The sequence below is a fragment of the Salinicola corii genome (assembly GCF_008298015.1).
GTDB lineage: Bacteria > Pseudomonadota > Gammaproteobacteria > Pseudomonadales > Halomonadaceae > Salinicola > Salinicola corii.
Window position 1 is genome coordinate 381,958 of the sequence record NZ_VTPX01000001.1, and the last position, 20,589, is coordinate 402,546.

19 protein-coding genes are annotated in these 20,589 nt (G+C 62.8%); 12 read left to right on the top strand and 7 right to left on the bottom strand.

The window, feature by feature from the left end:
• Positions 1-265: 265 nt before the first annotated feature.
• The 6 genes from aceE to F0A16_RS01840 all read left to right on the top strand — a co-directional run bounded on the left by aceE (position 266) and on the right by F0A16_RS01840 (position 8,479).
• Positions 266-2,956, top strand: a complete 2,691-nt coding sequence (gene aceE / locus F0A16_RS01815) for a pyruvate dehydrogenase (acetyl-transferring), homodimeric type (RefSeq protein ID WP_149433675.1) — start codon at positions 266-268, stop codon at positions 2,954-2,956.
• Positions 2,957-3,068: 112 nt separating this feature from the next.
• Positions 3,069-5,144 (top strand): pyruvate dehydrogenase complex dihydrolipoyllysine-residue acetyltransferase, encoded by a 2,076-nt coding sequence (gene aceF, locus F0A16_RS01820; protein WP_149433676.1) that lies wholly within the window; start codon positions 3,069-3,071, stop codon positions 5,142-5,144.
• 232 nt (positions 5,145-5,376) lie between these two features.
• Positions 5,377-6,033 carry an adenylate kinase gene (gene adk, locus F0A16_RS01825; RefSeq protein ID WP_149433677.1) on the top strand — a complete coding sequence of 219 codons (657 nt, stop codon included), beginning with the start codon at positions 5,377-5,379 and terminating at the stop codon, positions 6,031-6,033.
• Positions 6,034-6,152: 119 nt separating this feature from the next.
• Positions 6,153-6,842, top strand: a complete 690-nt coding sequence (gene tsaB, locus F0A16_RS01830; protein WP_149433678.1) for a tRNA (adenosine(37)-N6)-threonylcarbamoyltransferase complex dimerization subunit type 1 TsaB — start codon at positions 6,153-6,155, stop codon at positions 6,840-6,842.
• 51 nt (positions 6,843-6,893) lie between these two features.
• Positions 6,894-7,691: an undecaprenyl-diphosphate phosphatase gene (locus F0A16_RS01835; protein ID WP_149433679.1), complete on the top strand. Its 798-nt coding sequence runs from the start codon at positions 6,894-6,896 to the stop codon at positions 7,689-7,691.
• Positions 7,688-8,479 carry a class I SAM-dependent methyltransferase gene (locus tag F0A16_RS01840; protein WP_420853054.1) on the top strand — a complete coding sequence of 264 codons (792 nt, stop codon included), beginning with the start codon at positions 7,688-7,690 and terminating at the stop codon, positions 8,477-8,479. The genes F0A16_RS01835 and F0A16_RS01840 overlap by 4 nt, the downstream gene beginning before the upstream one ends.
• Positions 8,480-8,537: 58 nt before the next feature.
• Here the strand turns inward: F0A16_RS01840 and F0A16_RS01845 are convergent, their stop codons facing one another.
• Both F0A16_RS01845 and F0A16_RS01850 read right to left on the bottom strand, forming a co-directional pair.
• On the bottom strand, positions 8,538-8,963 hold the full coding sequence (locus F0A16_RS01845; protein ID WP_149433680.1) for a copper resistance protein NlpE: 426 nt from the start codon (positions 8,961-8,963) through the stop codon (positions 8,538-8,540).
• Between the two features lie 69 nt (positions 8,964-9,032).
• Positions 9,033-9,950: a DMT family transporter gene (locus tag F0A16_RS01850; RefSeq protein WP_149433681.1), complete on the bottom strand. Its 918-nt coding sequence runs from the start codon at positions 9,948-9,950 to the stop codon at positions 9,033-9,035.
• A 164-nt stretch (positions 9,951-10,114) separates the two neighbouring features.
• Between F0A16_RS01850 and F0A16_RS01855 the strand changes: the two genes are divergently transcribed.
• The 4 genes from F0A16_RS01855 (at position 10,115) to nspC (ending at position 13,535) form a co-directional block, all read left to right on the top strand.
• Positions 10,115-10,366 (top strand): CsbD family protein, encoded by a 252-nt coding sequence (locus tag F0A16_RS01855; protein WP_149433682.1) that lies wholly within the window; start codon positions 10,115-10,117, stop codon positions 10,364-10,366.
• A gap of 197 nt (positions 10,367-10,563) precedes the next feature.
• Entirely contained in the window at positions 10,564-10,884 is a 321-nt protein-coding gene (locus F0A16_RS01860; RefSeq protein ID WP_420853060.1) for a YnfA family protein, read from the top strand.
• 273 nt (positions 10,885-11,157) lie between these two features.
• Complete coding sequence (locus F0A16_RS01865; RefSeq protein ID WP_149433684.1) at positions 11,158-12,357, top strand: saccharopine dehydrogenase family protein; 1,200 nt, start codon at positions 11,158-11,160, stop codon at positions 12,355-12,357.
• The gene (nspC, locus tag F0A16_RS01870; RefSeq protein WP_149433685.1) at positions 12,357-13,535 is read left to right on the top strand and encodes a carboxynorspermidine decarboxylase; all 1,179 of its coding nucleotides are present in this window, start codon (positions 12,357-12,359) and stop codon (positions 13,533-13,535) included. Before F0A16_RS01865 ends, nspC begins: the two co-directional genes overlap by 1 nt.
• A gap of 42 nt (positions 13,536-13,577) precedes the next feature.
• On the opposite strand, the gene F0A16_RS01875 is transcribed toward nspC, so the two are convergent.
• Complete coding sequence (locus tag F0A16_RS01875; protein ID WP_149433686.1) at positions 13,578-14,519, bottom strand: LysR family transcriptional regulator; 942 nt, start codon at positions 14,517-14,519, stop codon at positions 13,578-13,580.
• Between the two features lie 207 nt (positions 14,520-14,726).
• Between F0A16_RS01875 and F0A16_RS01880 the strand changes: the two genes are divergently transcribed.
• A complete protein-coding gene (locus tag F0A16_RS01880; RefSeq protein WP_149433687.1) occupies positions 14,727-15,764 on the top strand; it encodes a hypothetical protein in 1,038 nt (345 codons plus the stop codon).
• Between the two features lie 17 nt (positions 15,765-15,781).
• Here F0A16_RS01880 and F0A16_RS01885 read toward each other — a convergent pair whose 3' ends face one another.
• The 4 genes from F0A16_RS01885 to F0A16_RS01900 form a co-directional block, all read right to left on the bottom strand.
• Positions 15,782-16,051 carry a DksA/TraR family C4-type zinc finger protein gene (locus F0A16_RS01885; protein ID WP_149433688.1) on the bottom strand — a complete coding sequence of 90 codons (270 nt, stop codon included), beginning with the start codon at positions 16,049-16,051 and terminating at the stop codon, positions 15,782-15,784.
• Between the two features lie 77 nt (positions 16,052-16,128).
• Entirely contained in the window at positions 16,129-16,665 is a 537-nt protein-coding gene (locus F0A16_RS01890; protein ID WP_149433689.1) for a universal stress protein, read from the bottom strand.
• Between the two features lie 199 nt (positions 16,666-16,864).
• On the bottom strand, positions 16,865-17,980 hold the full coding sequence (locus F0A16_RS01895) for a L,D-transpeptidase (RefSeq protein ID WP_149433690.1): 1,116 nt from the start codon (positions 17,978-17,980) through the stop codon (positions 16,865-16,867).
• Between the two features lie 120 nt (positions 17,981-18,100).
• Entirely contained in the window at positions 18,101-18,937 is an 837-nt protein-coding gene (locus tag F0A16_RS01900; RefSeq protein ID WP_239023676.1) for a murein L,D-transpeptidase catalytic domain family protein, read from the bottom strand.
• A gap of 162 nt (positions 18,938-19,099) precedes the next feature.
• Between F0A16_RS01900 and F0A16_RS01905 the strand changes: the two genes are divergently transcribed.
• The gene (locus F0A16_RS01905; protein WP_149433691.1) at positions 19,100-20,572 is read left to right on the top strand and encodes a carbon starvation CstA family protein; all 1,473 of its coding nucleotides are present in this window, start codon (positions 19,100-19,102) and stop codon (positions 20,570-20,572) included.
• Positions 20,573-20,589 lie beyond the last annotated feature (17 nt).

Genomic DNA, 20,589 nt, shown 5'->3' on the forward strand with positions numbered 1-20,589 from the left:
GCAACTGATGTTGCGGCATTTGAGCGCAGTCTCTAGCACAAACGATGTGTCTGTGAATTGGCAGATGCGGGCGTTTGCGGTATCTTCTTCGCCTGATTTCTCGCGTCACGCACGCCCGCTGTAATTCCATTACAGCCAATAAATCTCGGAAAGCGGCCCCAAAAGAGCCGCGCCCGCACCGAAGAGCGCATATTCCCAAGCCCCGCTGCGGCTACCCGCCATGGCCGGGCGAATGGAAAACCTTTTCCCATTCGGAGAGTTGTCTATGAGTCTGGAGACACGAGAAGATCTCGATCCGGTCGAGACCACGGAGTGGTTGGATTCCCTGGCCTCGGTTGTCGAGCATGAGGGCGAAGAGCGCGCTCGGTACATCCTGACCCGGTTGGCGGACCGTCTGCGTCGTGACGGCTCTTCACCGCCGTTTTCCGGGACCACGCCGCACCGCAACACCATCCCCGTCCATCGTGAAGCCAAGATGCCCGGCGACATGTTCATCGAGCGCAAGATCCGCTCGGCGATCCGTTGGAATGCCATGGTGCAGGTGCTGAGGGCGAACAAGAAGCACAAGGGGCTGGGCGGTCATATCGCCAGCTACCAGTCCAGCGCGACGCTCTACGAAGTGGGCTTCAACCATTTCTTCCGGGCCGACAACGGTGATCACAAGGGCGATCTGCTCTACATCCAGGGCCACGTGACGCCGGGCATCTACGCACGTTCCTTCCTCGAGGGGCGCCTGACCCAGGAGCAGATGGACAACTTCCGCCAGGAAGTCGACGGCGACGCGCTGCCATCCTACCCGCACCCTTACCTGATGCCGGACTACTGGCAGTTCCCGACCGTCTCGATGGGTCTGGGTCCGATCCAGTCGATCTATCAGGCCCACGTGATGAAGTACCTGCACTCGCGTGAGCTGGAAGACATGAAGGACCGCAAGGTCTGGGCGTTCCTCGGCGACGGCGAGTGCGACGAGCCGGAATCCCTCGGGGCCCTGCATCTGGCCAGCCGCGAGAAGCTCGACAACCTGATCTTCGTCATCAACTGCAACCTGCAGCGTCTCGACGGCCCGGTGCGCGGCAACTCCCGCGTCATCGACGAGCTCGAAGGCGTCTTCCGTGGTGCCGGCTGGAACGTGATCAAAGTGGTCTGGGGCGGCCTGTGGGATCCGCTGTTCGAGCAGGACACCAAGGGCATGCTGCAGAAGCGCATGGACGAAGCGGTCGACGGCGAGTACCAGAACTACAAGGCTCAGGGTGGTGCCTACACGCGCAAGGAGTTCTTCGGCAAGTACGAAGAGACTGCCGAGATGGTCAAGGACTACTCCGACGAGGAAGTCTTCCGCCTGAACCGCGGTGGCCACGATCCGCAGAAGGTCTACGCGGCGTATCACGAGGCGGTCAACAACGCCAACGGTCGTCCTACCGTCATTCTGGCGCATACCGTCAAGGGTTACGGCATGGGCGGCGGCAGCGGCGAAGCCGACATGGAAGCGCACCAGATCAAATCCATGGAAACCGATGCGCTGAAGGCTTTCCGCGATCGCTTCGGCATCCCGGTCTCCGACCAGCAGATCGAAAGCGGCGACATTCCGTATTACAAGCCCGCGGACGACAGCCCGGAGATGAAGTATCTGCATCTCCAGCGCGAGAAACTCGGCGGATTCCTGCCGGCGCGCAAGGCCGACTTCGAGGCGATGGAGATTCCCGGTCTCGACGACAAGATGTTCGCGACCCAGATGAAGGGCTCCGGCGACCGCGAAGTCTCGACCACCATGTCGTTCGTCCGTGTCCTCAACGGGCTGGTCAAGCACAAGCAGCTGGGCTCCCGTATCGTACCGATCATTCCGGATGAAGCTCGCACGTTCGGGATGGAGGGTATGTTCCGGCAGCTCGGCATCTACGCCGCGGAAGGCCAGAAGTACGAGCCGATGGATGCCGGCCAGATCATGTACTACCGCGAGGACAAGAAAGGTCAGATCCTCGAGGAAGGTATTACCGAGGCGGGCTCGATGTCGGCGTGGATCGCGGCCGCGACCTCCTATGCCAATCACCATCTGCCGCTGATCCCGTTCTACATCTACTATTCGATGTTCGGTTATCAGCGAGTCGGCGACCTGGTCTGGGCGGCCGGCGATCTCCAGGCACGTGGATTCATGGTCGGCGGCACCGCCGGCCGTACCACCATCAATGGCGAGGGCCTGCAGCACCAGGACGGCCACAGCCATATTCTGATGTCGACCGTGCCGACCTGTCGCGCCTACGACCCAACCTATGGGCATGAACTGGCCGTCATTCTGCAGGATGGCTTGAAGCGGATGTTCCAGGACAAGGAAAACTGCTTCTACTATCTGACGGTGATGAACGAAAACTACTCGCACCCGGAAATGCCGAAAGGCAGCGAGGAAGGCATCGTTCGTGGCATGTACCGGTTGCTGGAAGGCAAGGCGGTCGGCAGGAAGAAGCAGCCGCGTGTCCAGCTCATGGGCAGCGGTACCATCCTCCGCGAGGTCGAGGCGGCTGCCGAAATGCTGGCGGAAGAGCACGGCGTGGTCGCCGACGTCTGGAGCGTGACCAGCTTCAACGAGCTGCGTCGCGAAGCGCTCGAATACGATCGTCAGCAGTTCCTCGACTACGATGAGAAGCGCGAGAAGCCTTGGGTCGTTCAGCAGCTCGAAGGGACCCAGGGGCCGGTCATCGCATCGACGGACTACATGAAGCTGTATGCCGATCAGATCCGCGCCTGGGTGCCGAACGACTTCCACGTGCTCGGTACCGATGGTTTCGGACGTTCCGACACGCGCGAAGCACTGCGCCGCTTCTTCGAAGTCGACCGCTACTACGTGACGATTCAGGCGCTGCGTGCATTGGCCAACCGCGGCGAGATCGACGCCAAGGTGGTCAACGATGCCATGAAGAAGTACGGCATCGATCCCGCCAAGCCCAGCCCTCTGGTGTCTTGAGTCGGTGGATCACGTCAGGGTGCCGTCGCTGGCTAGAGGCGGCGGCCAGATTGCCTGAATTAGCCGATCTTGCCCGCGGGGCGGATCGGCAGATGATTAAAGGAGCGCGACCTTGAGTAGCGAAATCATCAAAGTTCCCGACATCGGTGGCAGCGACGATGTCGAAATCATCGAGATCGCGGTGAGCGTCGGCGATGTCATCTCCGCCGAGGACACCATGATCACGCTGGAGTCGGACAAGGCCAGCATGGATGTCCCCGCGCCGAAAGGCGGCAAGGTGGTCAAGATCCTGGTCAAGGAAGGTGACGCCGTCTCTGAGGGTGATGACATCCTCGAGCTGGAAGCCGAGGGCGAAGGTGAGGATGAAACCGAAGCCTCGTCCGGTGACGACGCCTCCGATGACGCGGCCCCGCAGGACGGCGCCGAGTCGCGGAAAAAGGACAAGGCCGAGCCCGAGAAGAGTGCGCCGAAGAAGAAGTCCTCCGGTGGCGGCAAGCGCACCGTCGAAGTGAAGGTGCCGGACATTGGCGGTGGCGATGGCGTCGAGATCATCGAAGTGGCCGTCAGTGAGGGCGACGAGATCAGCGAAGAAGACACGCTGATCACGCTCGAGTCCGACAAGGCCTCGATGGACGTGCCCAGTCCCTACAGTGGCAAGATCGTGTCGCTGTCCATCAAGGAGGGCGACAGCGTCTCCGAGGGCGATCTGATCGGCACCATGGAAGTCGCCGGCGAGGGCGACGATGAGGAAGAAGGCGAGGACGTGTCGTCCGAAGACGAAGCTGCCAGCGCCGAAGCGGACGATGGCGGCGAAGATCAGGCGTCCGAAGATCAGGACGACGAAGATCAAGGCGGCCGCAAGGAGATTCGCGTACCCGACATCGGTGGCAGCGATGGCGTCGAGATCATCGAAGTCGCCATCAGCGAAGGCGACGAGATCAACGAAGAAGACACCTTGATCACGCTGGAATCCGACAAGGCTTCCATGGATGTGCCGAGCCCCTACAAGGGGAAGATCGTCGAAGTTGCTGTCAAGGAGGGCGATAGCGTCTCGGAAGGCGATCTGATCGGTTATGTCGAGGTGGCCGGCAGCAGCAAGCCGGCCAAGAAGACGTCAGGTGAAGGTGCCAGTAAAAGCGGCCAGTCGAAGCCTGCTCCGGCCAAGGCCGATTCTGGGGCGCCCTCGTCCACCGCACGCAAGGACGTCGCCGGCGAGCCGAGCCCGGAAGCGCGCGAGAAGCATGGCGACGACAAGACCGTCGGCGCCCATGTGCACGCCGGTCCGGCGGTCCGCAAGCTGGCCCGCGAGTTGGGTGTCGACCTCGGCGAGGTCAAGGGCTCCGGCCCCAAGGGACGGATCCTGAAAGACGACGTCGACGGCTTCGTCAAGCAAGTGATGAAAGCGCGCAAGAGCGGTGGTGGTTCGGCGCCGGCGGCAGCTTCCGGTGGCGCGGGCATTCCGCCGGTCCCGGCGATCGACTTCAGCCAGTTCGGCGAGATCGAAGAGAAGCCGATGAGTCGTCTGATGAAGGCGGGTGCCAACAACCTGCACCGCAGTTGGCTCAACGTGCCTCACGTCACCCAGTTCGACGAAGCGGACATCACCGAACTCGAGGCCTTCCGCAAGTCGATGAAGGCTGAGGCCGAGTCCCAGGGCGCCAAGCTGACGCCGTTGCCGTTCATGATCAAGGCGTGTGCCTATGCGCTGCGCAAGTTCCCGCAGTTCAACTCGAGCCTGCATCCGGATGGCGACAAGCTGATCGTCAAGCACTACGTGCACATCGGTGTGGCGGTCGATACCCCGGACGGGCTGATGGTGCCGGTGATCCGTGATGCCGACAGGAAGTCGCTGATCGATCTGGCCAAGGAGTCGGTCGAACTGGCCAAGAAGGCGCAGAACAAGAAGCTGTCCCGCGAGGAAATGAGCGGTGCCAGCTTCACCATCTCGAGCCTCGGCTCGATCGGTGGCACGGCCTTCACGCCCATCGTCAACACGCCGGAGGTGGCGATTCTCGGTGTCTCCAAGTCGTCGATGAAGCCGGTCTGGAACGGCAGCGAGTTCGAGCCGCGCTTGATGCTGCCGCTGTCGCTTTCCTACGACCACCGTGCGGTCAACGGCGCCGACGCGGCGCGTTTCACCGCCTTCCTGGCACAGGTGCTGACCGATATCCGGCGCATGCTGGTCTGATACGGCGGTTCGCTCGATCCACACCAACGGCTCCTTCGGGGGCCGTTGGCGTTTACTGCCCGTCGATCAGGCGTTCTTCGCGCGAGGTAGTGGCGCGTCGATCCAGGCGAGTCTTGTGCGCTACCCGATCGGCAGGTATCGTCATGAGCCATTGACGGTGTCGTCTGCGTTGAGTCCTCAACGCCGCTGACCGGTCCGACAACCGATGCGATTCACGAAGGAGCAGTTATCAATGCGTTTGATCCTCTTGGGCGCCCCCGGCGCTGGCAAGGGTACCCAAGCCCAGTTCATCTGCGAGCATTTTCATATCCCGCAGATTTCCACCGGTGACATGCTGCGTGCAGCGGTCAAGGAGGGGAGCGAGCTGGGGCTCAAGGTCAAGGAAACCATGAACAGCGGCGCTCTGGTATCGGACGATCTGATCATCGCACTGGTCAAGGAGCGCATCGCCCAGCCCGATTGCGCCAACGGTTTTCTGTTCGACGGCTTTCCGCGCACGCTCCCGCAGGCGGATGCGATGAAGGACGCTGGCATCAAGCTGGACCATGTGGTGGAGATCGCCGTCGACGACGAGGAGATCGTCAACCGGCTCTCCGGGCGTCGCGTCCATCCGGATTCCGGACGTGTCTATCATGTCGATTACAAGCCACCCCGGGAAGAAGGCAAGGACGATGTCACCGGCGAGCCGCTGATCCAGCGTGATGACGACAGCGAAAAGACCGTGCGCCATCGTCTCTCGGTTTATCACGACCAGACCGAGCCACTGGTCGGTTATTACCGCGAGTGGGCAGCCGAGGATGCCGAAGCCGCCCCGGAATATCATCGTATTGCCGGCGTCGGCAGTGTCGACGAGATCCGCGAGCAAGTGCTCTCCGCACTGACGGCCTGATCGGCCGACGATCCACTTGCCATCCCGCATGGCTCCGCCTCCCGGCGGAGCCATCGTTTTGACATCACGATGGCGCTATACTCGCCACCCTCTTGAAGCCGCCATTCCCCGGGAAACCGATGCCGACGTTGCTGGCGCTGGACGCCTCCTCTACTGCCTGCTCCTGTGCGCTGATACGGAATCGCCAGATCGTTCAGCGTTTCGAAATCGCACCACGTGAACACACGCGCCTGCTGCTGCCGATGATCGATGAGGTGCTGGCGGAAGTTGGCGTGTCCCTGACTCAGCTCGACGCTGTCGTCTATGGTCATGGCCCGGGTTCGTTCACCGGCCTGCGAATTGCCGCCGGCATCGCCCAGGGACTCGCCTATGGCGCCGACTTGCCATTGATCGGCGTTTCCACGCTGGAAGCCCTGGCACTCGCGGCTCACCGTAAATGGCATGCGCGACATGTCATCGCCGCACTCGATGCCCGCATGGAAGAGATCTATGTCGGGGCCTATCACTGCCACGATGGCGCCTTGTCCGTGGCACTCGATCCTCGCGTTCTGCCGCCTTCGAGGCTTCGCCTGCCCGACACGGATCGCGATATCGAATGGCTGGGGATAGGCAGCGGTTGGCAACTTTTGTCTAATATACCTGTCGATGTACAGGCTGCATTGCCGCAAACCCTCCCCGACGAACTACCGGCGGCGGAGGATCTCGTGCGTCTGGCCGCCACATCATGGGAGCGTGGCGCGCGCGGTAGCGCGCCTCACGAGGTAATCCCCGTTTATCTGCGTGATGAGGTGGCATGGCGTAAGGCGTGAAAGATCGAGGTCCGCGATGGCGACCTCCTCGAATAAGGATATCGAAAGAAAATGGATGTTTTTCAACTGGCCGCACTCGCCATCATCCAGGGCTTGACAGAATTTTTGCCCATCTCTTCCTCCGCGCATCTGATTTTACCCTCCCAGCTTTTCGGCTGGTCCGATCAGGGGCTGGCCTTTGACGTGGCGGTTCATATCGGCTCTCTCGGTGCCGTGCTATTCGCGTTTCGACATGAAGTCTGGCGTATTCTCCACGCTTGGTTCACCCAGTTCGGCGGGCGGGGACAGACGCCAGAGAGTCGCCTGGGGTGGGCGATCATCGTCGGGACCATTCCGGCGGTCATCGTCGGGTTGTTGATCGAGGAGTGGGTCGAGAGCGCGGGGCGTTCGGTTCTGGTCATCGCGACGACGACGATCGTTTTCGGGGTGTTGCTCGGTATCGCCGACAAGCGGGGCACCCGGGTACATCCGATCGAGAAAATGTCGCTCAAGACGGCGCTGTTGATCGGGCTGGCCCAGGCCATTGCATTGATTCCCGGCACCTCGCGTTCGGGGATCACCATGACGGCGGCCTTGATGCTCGGTTTCACCCGCCAGGCGGCGGCGCGTTTCTCGTTTCTGTTGTCGATCCCGCTGATCCTGGCGGCAGGCTCGTTGAAAGGGCTGGAGCTGGTTCAGTCGGGCACGACGACGCAGTGGCACGAGATATTTCTGGGTGTCGCATTCTCGTTCGTGGCGGCCTGGCTCTGCATCAAGCTGTTCCTGGCTGCGCTGGACAGGATTGGCATGATGCCTTTCGTGATCTATCGATTACTACTGGGTATCGCCCTGTTCGTGTGGGCGGCGTGAGCGAGTCGGTCACGCCCGTGGTCGCGGTGGGGGAGTCGCTGGCCGATCTGGCCGAGCGCTACGGCCTGCCTTGGGCTCCGTCGGCTCCCGCGGACGGGCTGGTTCTACAGCGTGCTGGGCACGGGCACGGGCACGGGCACGGGCTCGAGATCGCCGGCGACGCCAGGCGTTACGGCCTGCCGGTCCGGGCCGATTTCGTCTCCGGCGCGGCGGCGCATCGTCGGCGCTACGGTGGCGGGCGTGGCCAGCTCGTGGCGCGCGCTTGCGGGTTCGGCAAGGGCGTGGTGCCACAGGTCGTCGATGCCACGGCCGGCCTCGGCCGGGATGCCTTCGTGCTGGCGTCGCTGGGAGCCGAGGTGTTGATGGTCGAGCGGGTGGCGGCGATCCATGCGCTGCTGGCGGCGGCGCTGTCACAAGCGATGGGTGACGACGAAGTAGCGGAGATTGCCGGGCGCCTGTCGCTGTGCCTCGCCGATAGCGCGACCGGACTGGTGGCAGCTGTTGGCGACTGGCCGCGCGAACCTCAGGTGGTGCACCTCGATCCGATGTTCCCACATCGGGGCAAGTCGGCGCTGGTGAAGAAGGAGATGCGGTTGTTCCGGGACCTGGCTGGTGGGGATGATGATGCTCCGCGCCTGCTGGAGGCGGCGCTGGATGTTGCTACGCATCGAGTGGTGGTCAAACGCCCGCGGAAAGCTCCGCCGATCGAGGGACCCTCGCCAAAGCACGTGCTGGAGGGAAAGACGAGCCGCTACGATCTCTACGTGCACCGCTCGCTGAGGCGCTGAAGATCGAAACAAACGCGCCGGGCATGGGCCCGGCGCGCAGATATCGACCGTAGCGCTTTTACTGGCGTTTCAGCGTCATGTCTGCACCGGACTGGATCGACTGCATATGCGTATCCAGTACTTCCAGATCGCCGTTGTCGAGCGGACGCAGATAATAGATCGTGTTGCCACCGGCGCCCTTGAGCTCGTAGATCGTTGGCATCTGCTGCGGTCCCGCGTCCTTGAGCACCAGGAAATTGCCCTTGGTCGTCATGGGTTCGTCACTACGCCCTTGGTAGAGGCTGTTCAGCACATAGGCACCGCCGGTGTCATCCATGTTCACCATCTCCAGGTCGACCTGGATGCCCGAGCAGTCTGCGCAAGGCAGGACGCCTTCATACTCACCGGCTGCCTTCTCGTATGGCGAGGGTGGCGTGCTGGCGCACCCCGCCATGGTCAGCGTCAATCCCAACAGTCCTGCACCAATCAATCCTGGATTACGCATTGCTTATTCCTTTTTTAGCAGAATGCCATCTCAGTATAGTTCGAAAATCCGGCGGCGATAGTTTCGGGATCAATCGCTAATTCGTCTGGGTTTCCCTGCATTGCGCTGACGTCTAAACAGGATCAGCCAGAGCGCAACGCCGATCAGCGAGCCCCCGATGGCGTGGGCCCAGGTCACTTGCTCGTCGAGGAAAAGCGCGCCCCAGAGTACGCCAAATGCAGGAACCAGCATGGTGACCGTCAGCGGCTTGACCGGGCCAAGATCCTCTACGAGCCGGAAATAGAGGAGGTAGGCCAATGAGGTGCAGGCAAGCCCCAGCGCCAGCATCGCCCACCAGACGCCGCTGTCGTTCCAGACGATGGCGTGAGGTGTCAGCGCCAACTGTCCGAGCATGAAGGGTGCCAGCAGCAGCGTAGCGCCGACCTGAGAGCCCATGGCGATCAGGCGTGAATCCAGGCCGCCGCGCTCGGCCACCCAGCGCTTGACGATGAATCCGCCCAGCCCGTAGCAGATGGCGGCAACCAGACAGGCAGCGGCGCCGATGAGCAGGCCACTATCGATCCGAACAGGCCCCGCGCCCACCAGAACGCCGACACCAAGGATGCCCGCCGCGACGCCGACCAGTCGGTCTCTCGTCAGCGGCTCGTGGAACAGCGTGGCGCCGATGACCACCCCCATCAGCGGTGTCGAGGCGTTGAGCATCGCGGAATAGCCGGCGGGCAGATACTGCGCGGCGATGCAGAACATGCCGAACGGGATACCGGAGTTGATCATGCCGATCGCCAGCACCGCTCCGAGCTTGCCTTCGAAGCGCCAGCGCACGCGCAGCAGCGCCAAGATCGCCACCAGTCCCACTGTGCCGAGCAGAACGCGGAAGAAGGCCGTAGGGAAGGCACTCAAGGCTGGCGTGGCGATGCGCATGAACAGGAAACTGGCGCCCCACAGTGACGATAGCAGGAGGAGGCGACCAAGCGAGAGTAGCGGCATGCTGAATGTTCTCCGGGAGTAACCGTCGCGTAGCGTAAACCGGTCCTGCGTCGAAGTCCGGCAGTTTTCGGAACTCACGGGTTTGGTCGAGATCCTCGAACACAACTATGCTCAGGTGGCAGCGGAATGATTCTGCTGCGGCAACAGTGATCAAGGAGATCGAGATGTACGAAGATCAAGTGAAAGGACGCACCGAGGAACTCAAGGGTCACGCCCAGGAAGCGGTCGGTGGCTTTACCGAAGATGACAATCTCCGCCGTGAGGGCAAGACCAGGCAGGTCGCCGGCAAATTGCAGGCCAACTATGGCGAGAAGCTCGACGACGTGCGTGAAGCGACGGTGAAGAATCCGATCAGTGCCCTGGCGATCGCCGGTGGCGTTGGCGTGTTCCTGGGGATTCTGCTCGGCCGGCGTTGACATCGATTCCGAACGGTTTGCCAAGAACGTCTCGACCCCGGCTACAGGCCGGGGTCGTTGTCTGAGCTGACTGCCTGGAGGCGTTGTGCGCCCTGACCACGATTGGCGAGGCTCATTCGTTGCTGCCGAACGGGCTTGCAGGATTTCGAACGAGACGTGACAGTGTCTCGCTCCTCATCATATAGGCCGTCGCCGTGTTGACTCCCCTCATCTATCTCTTCGCGGCACTGGCGGAGATCGCCGGCTGCTTTGCTTTCTGGGCATGGTGGCGGCTCGATAAATCCGCTCTGTGGTCGTTACCCGGTGTGATCTGCCTGGTGCTGTTCGCGTGGCTTTTGACGCTGGTCGACAGCGACTACGCGGGGCGCGCCTACGCTGCTTATGGCGGTGTCTACATCGCCGCGTCGCTGCTTTGGCTCTGGCTGGTCGAGCAGCGCCTGCCGGACCGTTGGGATGTGGCGGGCGCTGCGATCTGCCTGATCGGCGCCGGCGTCATACTCTTCGGGCCACGCGGCTGAAGGTCGTCGAGCGAGAGTAGGAGGCCGGAGGGCGGCGTTTAGTCTGACGGTAACGAAACCACCCTAGAATCGGCCGAGATTTGACGCGAAAAAGTCTTGAGGCCAGTCTCTGACGAGGTCATTATCTGCGGCCTCTCGCCGGTTCCCAGGCCGGTGGGAGACCAAGACCGGGGTGGCATCGGGTCGGGGTGCGCTGAATCTTATGAGAAGTTAGTTGCCCACTACCGATAAGACCTTATCACTGTTGACTTTTCCCGATCTGGAAGCGAATTCATGAGCAAAGTCCTGATTGTTGGTGCCGGTGGCGTCGGTGGCGTCGTTACCCACAAGTGCGCGCAGCATCCCGAAGTGTTCAGCGAGATCTGCCTCGCCAGCCGCAACGAAGCCAAGTGCAAGGCGATCGCCGAGCAACTCCCGCGTCCGATCCAGACCGCCCAGGTCGATGCCGACAGCGTCGAAGCGCTGGTCGCGCTGATCGAGTCGTTCAAGCCGGATATCCTGATTCACGTGGCGCTACCGTATCAGGATCTCACCATCATGGAGGCCTGCCTGCAGACCGGCGTGCCCTATCTGGATACCGCCAACTACGAGCACCCGGACGAGGCCAAGTTCGAATACAAGGAGCAGTGGGCGTTTCAGGATCGCTATGCCAGGGCGGGCGCGATGGCCACGCTGGGCTGCGGTTTCGACCCGGGCATGACCAATATCTACTGCGCCTACGGCCAGAAGAATCTGTTCGACGAGATCCACCGCATCGACATCCTGGATGCCAACGGCGGCGATCACGGCTATCCGTTCGCCACCAACTTCAACCCCGAGATCAACATTCGCGAGATCACCGCGAACGGTCGCTACTGGGAGAAGGGCGAGTGGGTCGAGACCCCGCCCCTGGCCGAGAAGCGCAAGTTCGACTTCGACGGTATCGGCGAGAAGGACATGTACCTGCTCTATCATGAAGAGCTCGAGTCGCTGTCACAGAACATCAAGGGGCTGGAGCGTATCCGCTTCTGGATGACGTTCTCCGAGAAGTACATCACGCACCTGAAGGTGCTCGAGAACGTCGGCATGACCCGCATCGAGCCGATCAAGGTCGAGGGTGTCGAGATTTCTCCGCTGCAGTTCCTTAAGCAGGTGCTGCCGGACCCGGCCTCACTCGGCCCACGCACCAAGGGCAAGACCAACATCGGCGTCATCCTCGACGGCATCAAGGACGGCAAGCGGCGCAAGGTGTACATCTACAACATCTGCGATCACGAGCAGTGCTACGAGGAGGTCCAGTCCCAGGCGATCTCCTACACCACCGGCGTACCGGCGGTGACCGGCGCGATGCTGATGCTGCAGGGCATCTGGAAGGGCGAGGGCGTTTACAACGTCGAACAGCTCGATCCCGATCCGTTCATGGAGCGCATCGGCGAGATGGGGCTGCCGTGGCAGATGGTCGAGCTCGATCCCGACCAGGATCCGCTGGCCTGATGGCGACGAACGACTCCGCCCATCTCTCCGGTATCCATCCCTTCGACGTCGGAGCCTGCCCGTCGCCGGCCTACGTGGTCGACGACGCGCTGCTGCGCCGCAACCTGGAGCTGCTTGGCCGGGTGCAGGCCGACAGTGGCGCCAAGATACTGCTGGCGCTGAAAGGCTTCGCCATGTGGAGTGCCTTCCCGCTGGTCAGCCAGTATCTGGTGGGCACCACCGCCAGCGGTCAGGACGAAGCGCGCCTGGGAGCCGAGACCTTCGGCGGCGAAGTGCACGTCTACTCTCCGGCGTTCACCGCGCCGGAGATGGACGTGGTGCTGCGCTACGCCGACCACATCAGCTTCAATTCGCCGCGGCAGTGGCGGCACTTTCGCGAGACGGTCCAGGCCGCGCCGCGCAAGGTCTCCTGCGGACTGCGGGTGAATCCGGAGCACTCCACCGGCGAAGTCCCGCTCTACGATCCCTGCGCTGCCGGCTCGCGTCTGGGAACCCGCGCGGTGGACCTCGCGCCAGGGGACCTCGAAGGATTGGAGGGGCTGCACTTCCACGCGCTGTGCGAGCAGAACAGCGACGCGCTGGAAGAGACGCTCACGGCTTTCGAGAGCAAGTTCGGACAGTACCTTGCTGGCTTGCGCTGGGTGAATTTCGGCGGCGGTCATCACATCACGCGGGCCGACTACGATGTCGAGCGGCTGGTGCGGGTGATTCGCGAGTTCAGGGGGCGCCATCCGCACCTCGAGGTCTACCTGGAGCCGGGGGAGGCGATTGCCCTCAACACCGGCTACCTGGTGTGCAGCGTACTGGATATCGTCGAGAACGACGGCCCCATCGCAATTCTGGACACCTCGGCGACGGCGCACATGCCGGACGTGCTGGAGATGCCGTATCGGCCCGAGATCATCGGCGGTGCCAAGCCCGGCGAGAAAGCCCATACCTATCGCCTGGGCGGAACGACCTGCCTGGCCGGCGACGTGATCGGTGATTATGCCTTCGACCGCCCGCTCGAGATCGGCGACCGCCTGGTGTTCACCGACATGGCTCACTACACCATGGTCAAGACCACCACCTTCAACGGCATTCGCCTGCCGTCGATCTGCCGGATCGACGAGAGTAGCCGGGAGGTGCGCACGGTCAGGACCTTTGGCTACGTGGACTACATGCAGCGGTTGAGTTGATGAGCCCGGCCTTGCTTCTGGGCCCCGCAACGCGGGACCTTTTCATGACTGGACGGGCGTGCGTGGCTCGGGAGAGAGCGGCCGGGCAGACTGATATTGGGTAATGATATCCAGTAGCTCTTGCCCGAATCCGGGTAGGATGTGGTCGTCCCGGATCAGGATGCTGCGCTCGCGGTATGCCCAGGCGTCGCTCAGGTGACGTACGCTCAAGCGCATGTGGTCCCGATAACGTAGCGCGCAGGACTCCGGAAGAATGCCCACGCCGACGCCGGCTTCGATCATGCGGCACGCCGATTCGAAACCGAATACCTGAATTCTGACCGGCAGCGGCTTGCCCAACTCCAGCGCCTTTCTCTCCAGATAATGAAACAGGGTGCTGCCTTCATGCAGCGTGACATGCGGATAATCCAGCGCGTCCTCGTAGGTGATCTCCCGGCGTGAGGCCAGGGGATGATCGAGCGGTGTCGCCAGCACGAGCCTGTCCCGGCTGAAGGGCAGCGTCTTCAGCCGGGAGGGCACCTCGACCCCCACCATGATGCCCAGAATGCCCATGTCCGCGGTGCCGTCGAGCACGCCGCGAACGATATCGCTGGTCATCCGCTCCTGGAGATCCACGGTGATACCGGGGCGTGCGGCGAGAAAATCGGCCAGTACCTCGGGCATGAACTCGATGACCGCGGTCGTGTTGGCGAAGATTCGCAAATGTCCGGCGGCGTCGCTGGCGTAGCCGGAGAACTCGCTTTTGACACGCTCGACCTGACGCAGGATGAGATGGGCGTGCTGCAGTAGCCGCTTTCCGGCCGGCGTCAGCTCGACGCCCTGGCTGCTCCGGTAGAACAGGCGACTTTCCAGTTGCGCCTCGAGCGACTTGACCCTGGCACTGACCGCGGCCGTCGAGAGATGCGCGCGCAGGGCGCCTGCCGTCAGGCTCTTCGCCTCCGCCACGTGGACGAAGATGCGCAAGTCCGCGAGATCGAAATGCATTGGGATCGGTTCCTTCGGTGCGCCGCGAGAGAGGAAGGGAACCAGGCATTGCGCTCCCGTTCCAGGCAAGACATCACTAAGTCGATTCGACGACTCATCCAAGCCTATTTTGGGATTCTGGTCCCTGGAACCCATCGATCGGTTGCCCTGGGGTTTGTAATGGCCTAAATCTTGGCCGTTACGGCTTGCTACATGCGAGGGGCTGCCATGAGATTACTACTTCACCCCGGTCATGCGAAGTGCGGTTCGACCAGCATTCAGCGGGCGATCATCCGTAATCGACCGGGACTGGCCGACAACCAGGTCGTCGTGCCCGACCCGCACCTGCGCCTGCCCGGCGAGGCCGGGTTCCACCCCCGTGGCGAGACGCCGCGCGAGTTCTTTCGACAGATCATGGAGAACGGTGGCGATACGACGTCTCTTCGCGCGCGCCTTGAGTCCTGGCGGGAGTCACTGCTGTGGCGAGACGCGACCTTCGTGATCTCGGCGGAGAACCTCATCAACCACTTGATGGGGCCGATCGGGGAGGGCATTCACCGGGTGCTCGCCGAACACTTCGACGACGTCGAGGTGGTCTATTACATTCGTCGTCAGGACGACTACCTTCTCTCCGCTTGGCAGCAGTGGGGGTTCAAGGAGGGCAAGACATTCGCGGAATATAGCCAGGAGGCGTTGCGCAGGGCCAATCCCCACTATCTGGCGGTAGGCCAGGCCTTCGGAAGACTCTATGGAGCGGCCAGCGTGACGGTGAGACCACTGCAGGCGGAGGCGCTGCGGGGAGGGGAGCTGCTGACGGACTTCTTCTCTCATCTGGTCGAGGACCCGTCGACGCTCTCTTTCGACCGGGACCGCAGCAATCTCAGCCTGAATCCTTTCTTCTGCGAGATTCTCGCCGGATACAAGGGGCTCTTCCGGGATATCCATGACGACAGGCTGAAGCAGCGGCTGGCCAGGACGCTCGGTGTCGGCCATGAACTGTTCCAGCGTGAGAGAGATTTCATGGACCCCGAGATGGCCCGACGCATCATGGCGCATCATCGCGAGGAGAATTTGCATCTCCAGCAGCAGTTCTTCCCGCATGTGCCATTCGAGGCCGTCTTCGGCGATCGCGAGGAAGAGGAACTGGATCCCGGCGAGCGAGTACGAATGTCCCGGCAACGGGCCGAGCAACTGCAGAAGCACGTGATCCGGGAGCTACTCGAACTGCTGCAGTCGATGCCGGAGACCGCGAAGACGCCGGCCTGAATGGCCCGACGATCCGATCAACGCAGCTGGCTATCCTTGCTGCCGCGGCGATTGTAGGCCGCGCGATGCGTCTGATGGCGGTCCGCCTCGGCCTGACAGTCGATGCACAATCGAACGCCGGGCACAGCCTGGCGTCGTGCTTCCGGGATCGGCGTCCCGCACTCCTCGCACGCCGCTAGGCTGGGCCCGGCTCTCTGCAGCCGCTGCCGCGCTTCCTGAATGCCGTCCTCCACGGTGCTGTCGATCTGCTCCTGAACCGCACCGTCCTTTGCCCAGCCACTGGCCATTGGTCCTCTCCTTCGGGAACCTTTCCCGCCACTATCCCACCCGGTTCAGCATGGTGGCGACCGTTCTGTCCCGCAAGTCATTCCGGTGAACCGTCTGCGTATCTCCCCGGTCCGTCGACATCGACGAATTCATGGGGCGCCTGCGTCGCGTGCCGGTGCGGGTTCTCATGCACACAGATTACCCGACACCTGGCGACGTGGGTCACCTTGTGAGAGACGCTACCGATCATCAGGCCCTTGAACTGGCCGACGCCACGGCTTCCCATTACGATCGCGTCCACGCCTAGCCGCTCGGCTTCGGCAACGATCGTGCGTGCCGGCGAGCCCTGCTTGACCAGCATATCGAATTCGCCGTTGTAGCCGGGAAAGGAGGGAAGGGTATCCAGCGCCGCGTCCAGGATGGCGTGGCCCTCGCGGTCCGCCGTGTCCACCGAGGCCGCCTTGATCGCCGCCTCGACGCTCAGCAACTCGCCTCGGTGCAGCTGTGGATAGGGATCGCGGACATTCAGGAGATACAACTTACCCTGAACTGGCGCCGCCAGTTGGCAAGCGACATTGAGCGCCACATGGGAGTCTTCGGAACCATCGATGGGGACCAGCAGGGACTTGAACATGGCAACCTCCCAATCGTGAAGGGAACCAGCGGAAGCGTTCCTGGTGCCGTGTCGTCTCCGGGCGCATCCGGCCGTCGACGTGTCACGACTCGTCGAATCGCTCGTCGACATTCAACATAGGCCAGTTCCGGGGTTGGTCATAGTGGATGAATGTCGCACGGCTTGTCGCACCCGCGGTTTGTGGATGTCGCTGACGACTTCAGGGGGTGGCGCCGACATGACGCTCGGTGACGACGTCATCCAGCCAGCCGCTGGGGCCGACGCTATCGATGACGCGCAGGTGTTCGCCGCTGTTCTCGGGAGTCAGGTGCGCATCGGTGGCGACCAGAACGGTGCCGGGAGAGAGCAGAGGCAGCACTTTCTGCTTGAAACCGTCCGGCACCATGACCTGATTGGCGACATTGGCCGGTACCGGCCGACCGGCGGCGCTCTCGTAGCCCGGTACGCCGATCGCGATCCAGGTCGGCATGGGCAGCGAGCGGGAGTTCCCCTCGATACTCGCAAGGGCACTCTCCTGCGGGGTCGGAGGATGAAAATGCCCTTCGACGATGTAGGCGCGAGTTCCTGTCACCGCACCCGGACGAGCGAGCTCGACACGGGAGCGGCCGATCTCGACGCCATTGCGGTAGACCACGAGCATGCGGTCGCTGCGACTCAACACCATCGAGATCGGACCCTCGGCGGGGGGATCCATGGCCCAACGCCAGCTATTGCCACCGGCCAGCTGGGGCATGTCGACATCGGCGCCGGTGTGGGCATCGATCGGGCTCAATGGCCCGGGATGGACGAGGGAGACCGGCGCCTGCCCCGCCTGCGCCACGACCACGGTCATCCCCAGGTTCGAGGCCTCGAACAGCAGGCGAGCGAACTCGGTGGGCAGGTGGACGCAACCGTGGGATTCCGGGTAGCCCGGCAGGCCGCCGGCATGCAGTGCCACGCCGTCCCAGGTCAATCGCTGCTGGTAGGGCATCGGGGCGTTGCCGTAGAGATTGGAGCGGTGATCCTTGTCCTTCTGCAGCACGGTGAAGACTCCCGTGGGCGTCTCGTAGCCCTCGCGGCCGGTGCTGACGGTGGTGACACCGATCAGGATGCCGTTGCGATAGACGTAGGCTCGCTGCTCGGTCAGGCTGACGACGACGGCCATCGGACCGGCTTGCTTGTCGTCACCGCCCCAGATCCAGGCGCCGGGAGGCAGTCGATCGACCGGTGAGTCGACGGGGCTCGACTGTTTCTCGCCCCAGAAAGGCACGGCAAAGCCGGCCGGCGAGACCAGCAGGGCAAGGCTCAACAGTAGCGTGAATCCCAGCCGAGGCATTGGAGGTGCTCCCTGACGACTGCCGGTTCTGTTCGCGTCATCGACACCCGGCACCCTATCAATGTCGCCCCTGTGGGAAAGCCTGGCAAGGTCCGCAAACAGGCGTCCGAGCAAGATCGTTCAGCGCACGCCGAGCCAGCGATGCTCGTGACCGTCCCCCTCGACCCTGGCCAGCGCGCACCGGGCCAGCGCGCACCGGGCCAGCGCGGAGCGCATCAGCCACTCCCGTTCGGGGTAGTAGGAGAAGACGAACTGGCCATCCTTCAGCACCTCGATCACGTCGTCGGCGACGCTGGGGCGCAGGGCGGGGCAACCCCAGCTGCGACCCAGGCGGCCCCGTGCCTCGCCGGCTTCCGGGTTCACGTAGTCGGCGCCGTGGATGACGATCGCGCGGCTCATCGCCGCGTCGTTGAAGCCGGGCTCCAGCCCCTCCATGCGCAGCGAGTGGCCGTTTCTGCCCTCGTAGGTCTGGCCGGTCAGGAACAGGCCCAGGCTCGAGGCGTGGGAGCCTTCCCGATTGGAGAAGTGGTCCGGGATGTCGCCGCCCGACCCCTGACCATGCGCCACCACCTCGCGGTAGAGAAGGGTGTTGCGGGCCAGGTCGAAGACCCACAGACGTGGCGTCAGTGAAGAGCGGCTGTAGTCGATGATCGCCAGGCGCCGTGCGTTCTCTCCCACGCCGTGTTGCTGCGCGCACTGCATGATTCCCAGTCCGAGGGCGACGACATCGGGATCGGCATCGGGGGCCAGTCGATCGAGGGATGCCGCTGTCGGCTGGTATATCACATCGGCGCGCGCCAGCAGGTCGGGAGCGGTCGGTGGTGTTGCCGCCGTCGCGGGTGGAATCGATGCCAGCAGCCCCGGCGAAGCGATCAGGAAGAGAGCCACGAGAGTCTTGAACATTGACGGTGTGGGCGAGGTGGCCGGAAAGGCGCCAGCATGCTTGAGAAGTCCCATGGAGACAAGCGCCGTCAAGTGTCGCGACCGCCACTAAAGTCTAGGTGTAATGTCCGGGCCTTATTCGTAAATTGGCGCGCTTGATCAGACTGCGGACCCTGCGGGTCCGTGTAGTACCTGCCGGATGCCCACAAGGCGTCTTACCAGCACCAGGGGCCCTAGATGATTACCTTCATTGGATCGATCCTGCTATTGATAGTGGGCTACTTCACGTATGGGAAATTCGTGGAGCGTGTATTCGTCACCGATCGCAAGCGACGCACGCCTGCGTTCACCATGCGCGACAACATCGACTACGTGCCGATGAACACCACCCGGAATTCGCTGATTCAGCTGCTCAATATCGCGGGTGTCGGTCCCATCTTCGGCCCGATTCTCGGGGCGCTCTACGGCCCGGTGGCGTTCGTTTGGATCGTGATCGGCTGTATCTTCGCGGGCGCGGTACACGACTATCTCACCGGCATGATCTCGATCCGCAATCATGGCGCTCACCTGCCGCAACTGGCGGGCAAGTTCCTGGGCCGGGTGATGAAGCACGTGGTCAACGGCTTCGCCATTCTGCTGCTGCTGTTGGTGGGTACCGTCTTCGTGACTTCTCCGGCGGCGCTGCTGGCCAACATGACGCCGTTGTCGCTCACGCTGATCACGCTGGTGATCTTCGCCTACTATCTGCTGGCGACGCTGCTGCCGATCGACAAGGTCATCGGCCGGATCTACCCCTACTTCGGCGCGCTGCTGCTGTTCAGCGCGCTGGGTATCGGACTCGGCATGATCTTCACCGGTGCGCCGATTCCCGAACTCTCATTCCAGAACATGCATCCCCAGGGCGCACCGATCTTCCCGCTGCTGTTCCTGACCATCTCCTGCGGCGCGCTCTCTGGCTTCCATGCGACCCAGACGCCGATCATTTCCCGCACCACGGAGAACGAGGGTAACGGCCGCAAGATCTTCTACGGCATGATGATCACCGAAGGTGTCATCGCAATGATCTGGGCGGCGGCGGCGATGAGTCTGTTCCATGGCGACCACACGCTGTCCGACGTTCTGGCAGCCGGAGGTCCGGCCGCGGTGGTCAGTGAAGTCTCCACCACCATGCTGGGCGCCATTGGCGGTACGCTGGCCATTCTCGGCGTCATCGTACTGCCGATCACGTCGGGCGATACGGCTTTCCGCAGCGCGCGCATGATCATTGCCGACTACCTGAAGATCGATCAGCGTCCCATCGTCAAACGCCTGCTGATTGCCGCACCGCTGTTCGTGGTCTCCTACGCGCTGACCCATATGGACTTCACGCTGCTGTGGCGCTACTTCTCCTGGGCCAACCAGACCACGGCCGTCATCGCGCTGTGGGTCGCGACCATGTATCTGGTGCTGGCGCGCAAGCCGCACCTGATCACCTCGATCCCGGCGACATTCATGACCATGGCGACCTTCACCTATCTCGCCTACGCCCCGATCGGCTTCGGCCTCTCGCTGCAGCTGAGCTATGTCGTCGCCGCCATCGGCACGCTGATCTGCATCGCCCTGTTCATGAAGCGGGTACGGCGTTTGAGCGGGGGCATTTTTGCCGTCGACGAGCCGGAAGTGCCGGCCCATCTCGATGGAAAAGGGGACGAGGCGCTGGCGACGAGCTGATCGCTGGCATCCCGATT

What these genes read in the sequence shown, in the direction of transcription:
- F0A16_RS01865 (WP_149433684.1), top strand. Translation starts at nt 11,158, where the DNA reads ATGAGCAAAGTCCTGATTGTTGGTGCCGGTGGCGTCGGTGGCGTCGTT.
- F0A16_RS01850 (WP_149433681.1), bottom strand. Translation starts at nt 9,950, where the DNA reads ATGCCGCTACTCTCGCTTGGTCGCCTCCTCCTGCTATCGTCACTGTGG.
- F0A16_RS01880 (WP_149433687.1), top strand. Translation starts at nt 14,727, where the DNA reads ATGAGATTACTACTTCACCCCGGTCATGCGAAGTGCGGTTCGACCAGC.
- F0A16_RS01890 (WP_149433689.1), bottom strand. Translation starts at nt 16,665, where the DNA reads ATGTTCAAGTCCCTGCTGGTCCCCATCGATGGTTCCGAAGACTCCCAT.
- aceE (WP_149433675.1), top strand. Translation starts at nt 266, where the DNA reads ATGAGTCTGGAGACACGAGAAGATCTCGATCCGGTCGAGACCACGGAG.
- F0A16_RS01835 (WP_149433679.1), top strand. Translation starts at nt 6,894, where the DNA reads ATGGATGTTTTTCAACTGGCCGCACTCGCCATCATCCAGGGCTTGACA.
- F0A16_RS01905 (WP_149433691.1), top strand. Translation starts at nt 19,100, where the DNA reads ATGATTACCTTCATTGGATCGATCCTGCTATTGATAGTGGGCTACTTC.
- F0A16_RS01895 (WP_149433690.1), bottom strand. Translation starts at nt 17,980, where the DNA reads ATGCCTCGGCTGGGATTCACGCTACTGTTGAGCCTTGCCCTGCTGGTC.
- F0A16_RS01855 (WP_149433682.1), top strand. Translation starts at nt 10,115, where the DNA reads ATGTACGAAGATCAAGTGAAAGGACGCACCGAGGAACTCAAGGGTCAC.
- F0A16_RS01885 (WP_149433688.1), bottom strand. Translation starts at nt 16,051, where the DNA reads ATGGCCAGTGGCTGGGCAAAGGACGGTGCGGTTCAGGAGCAGATCGAC.
- F0A16_RS01845 (WP_149433680.1), bottom strand. Translation starts at nt 8,963, where the DNA reads ATGCGTAATCCAGGATTGATTGGTGCAGGACTGTTGGGATTGACGCTG.
- F0A16_RS01900 (WP_239023676.1), bottom strand. Translation starts at nt 18,937, where the DNA reads ATGGGACTTCTCAAGCATGCTGGCGCCTTTCCGGCCACCTCGCCCACA.
- nspC (WP_149433685.1), top strand. Translation starts at nt 12,357, where the DNA reads ATGGCGACGAACGACTCCGCCCATCTCTCCGGTATCCATCCCTTCGAC.
- adk (WP_149433677.1), top strand. Translation starts at nt 5,377, where the DNA reads ATGCGTTTGATCCTCTTGGGCGCCCCCGGCGCTGGCAAGGGTACCCAA.
- tsaB (WP_149433678.1), top strand. Translation starts at nt 6,153, where the DNA reads ATGCCGACGTTGCTGGCGCTGGACGCCTCCTCTACTGCCTGCTCCTGT.
- F0A16_RS01875 (WP_149433686.1), bottom strand. Translation starts at nt 14,519, where the DNA reads ATGCATTTCGATCTCGCGGACTTGCGCATCTTCGTCCACGTGGCGGAG.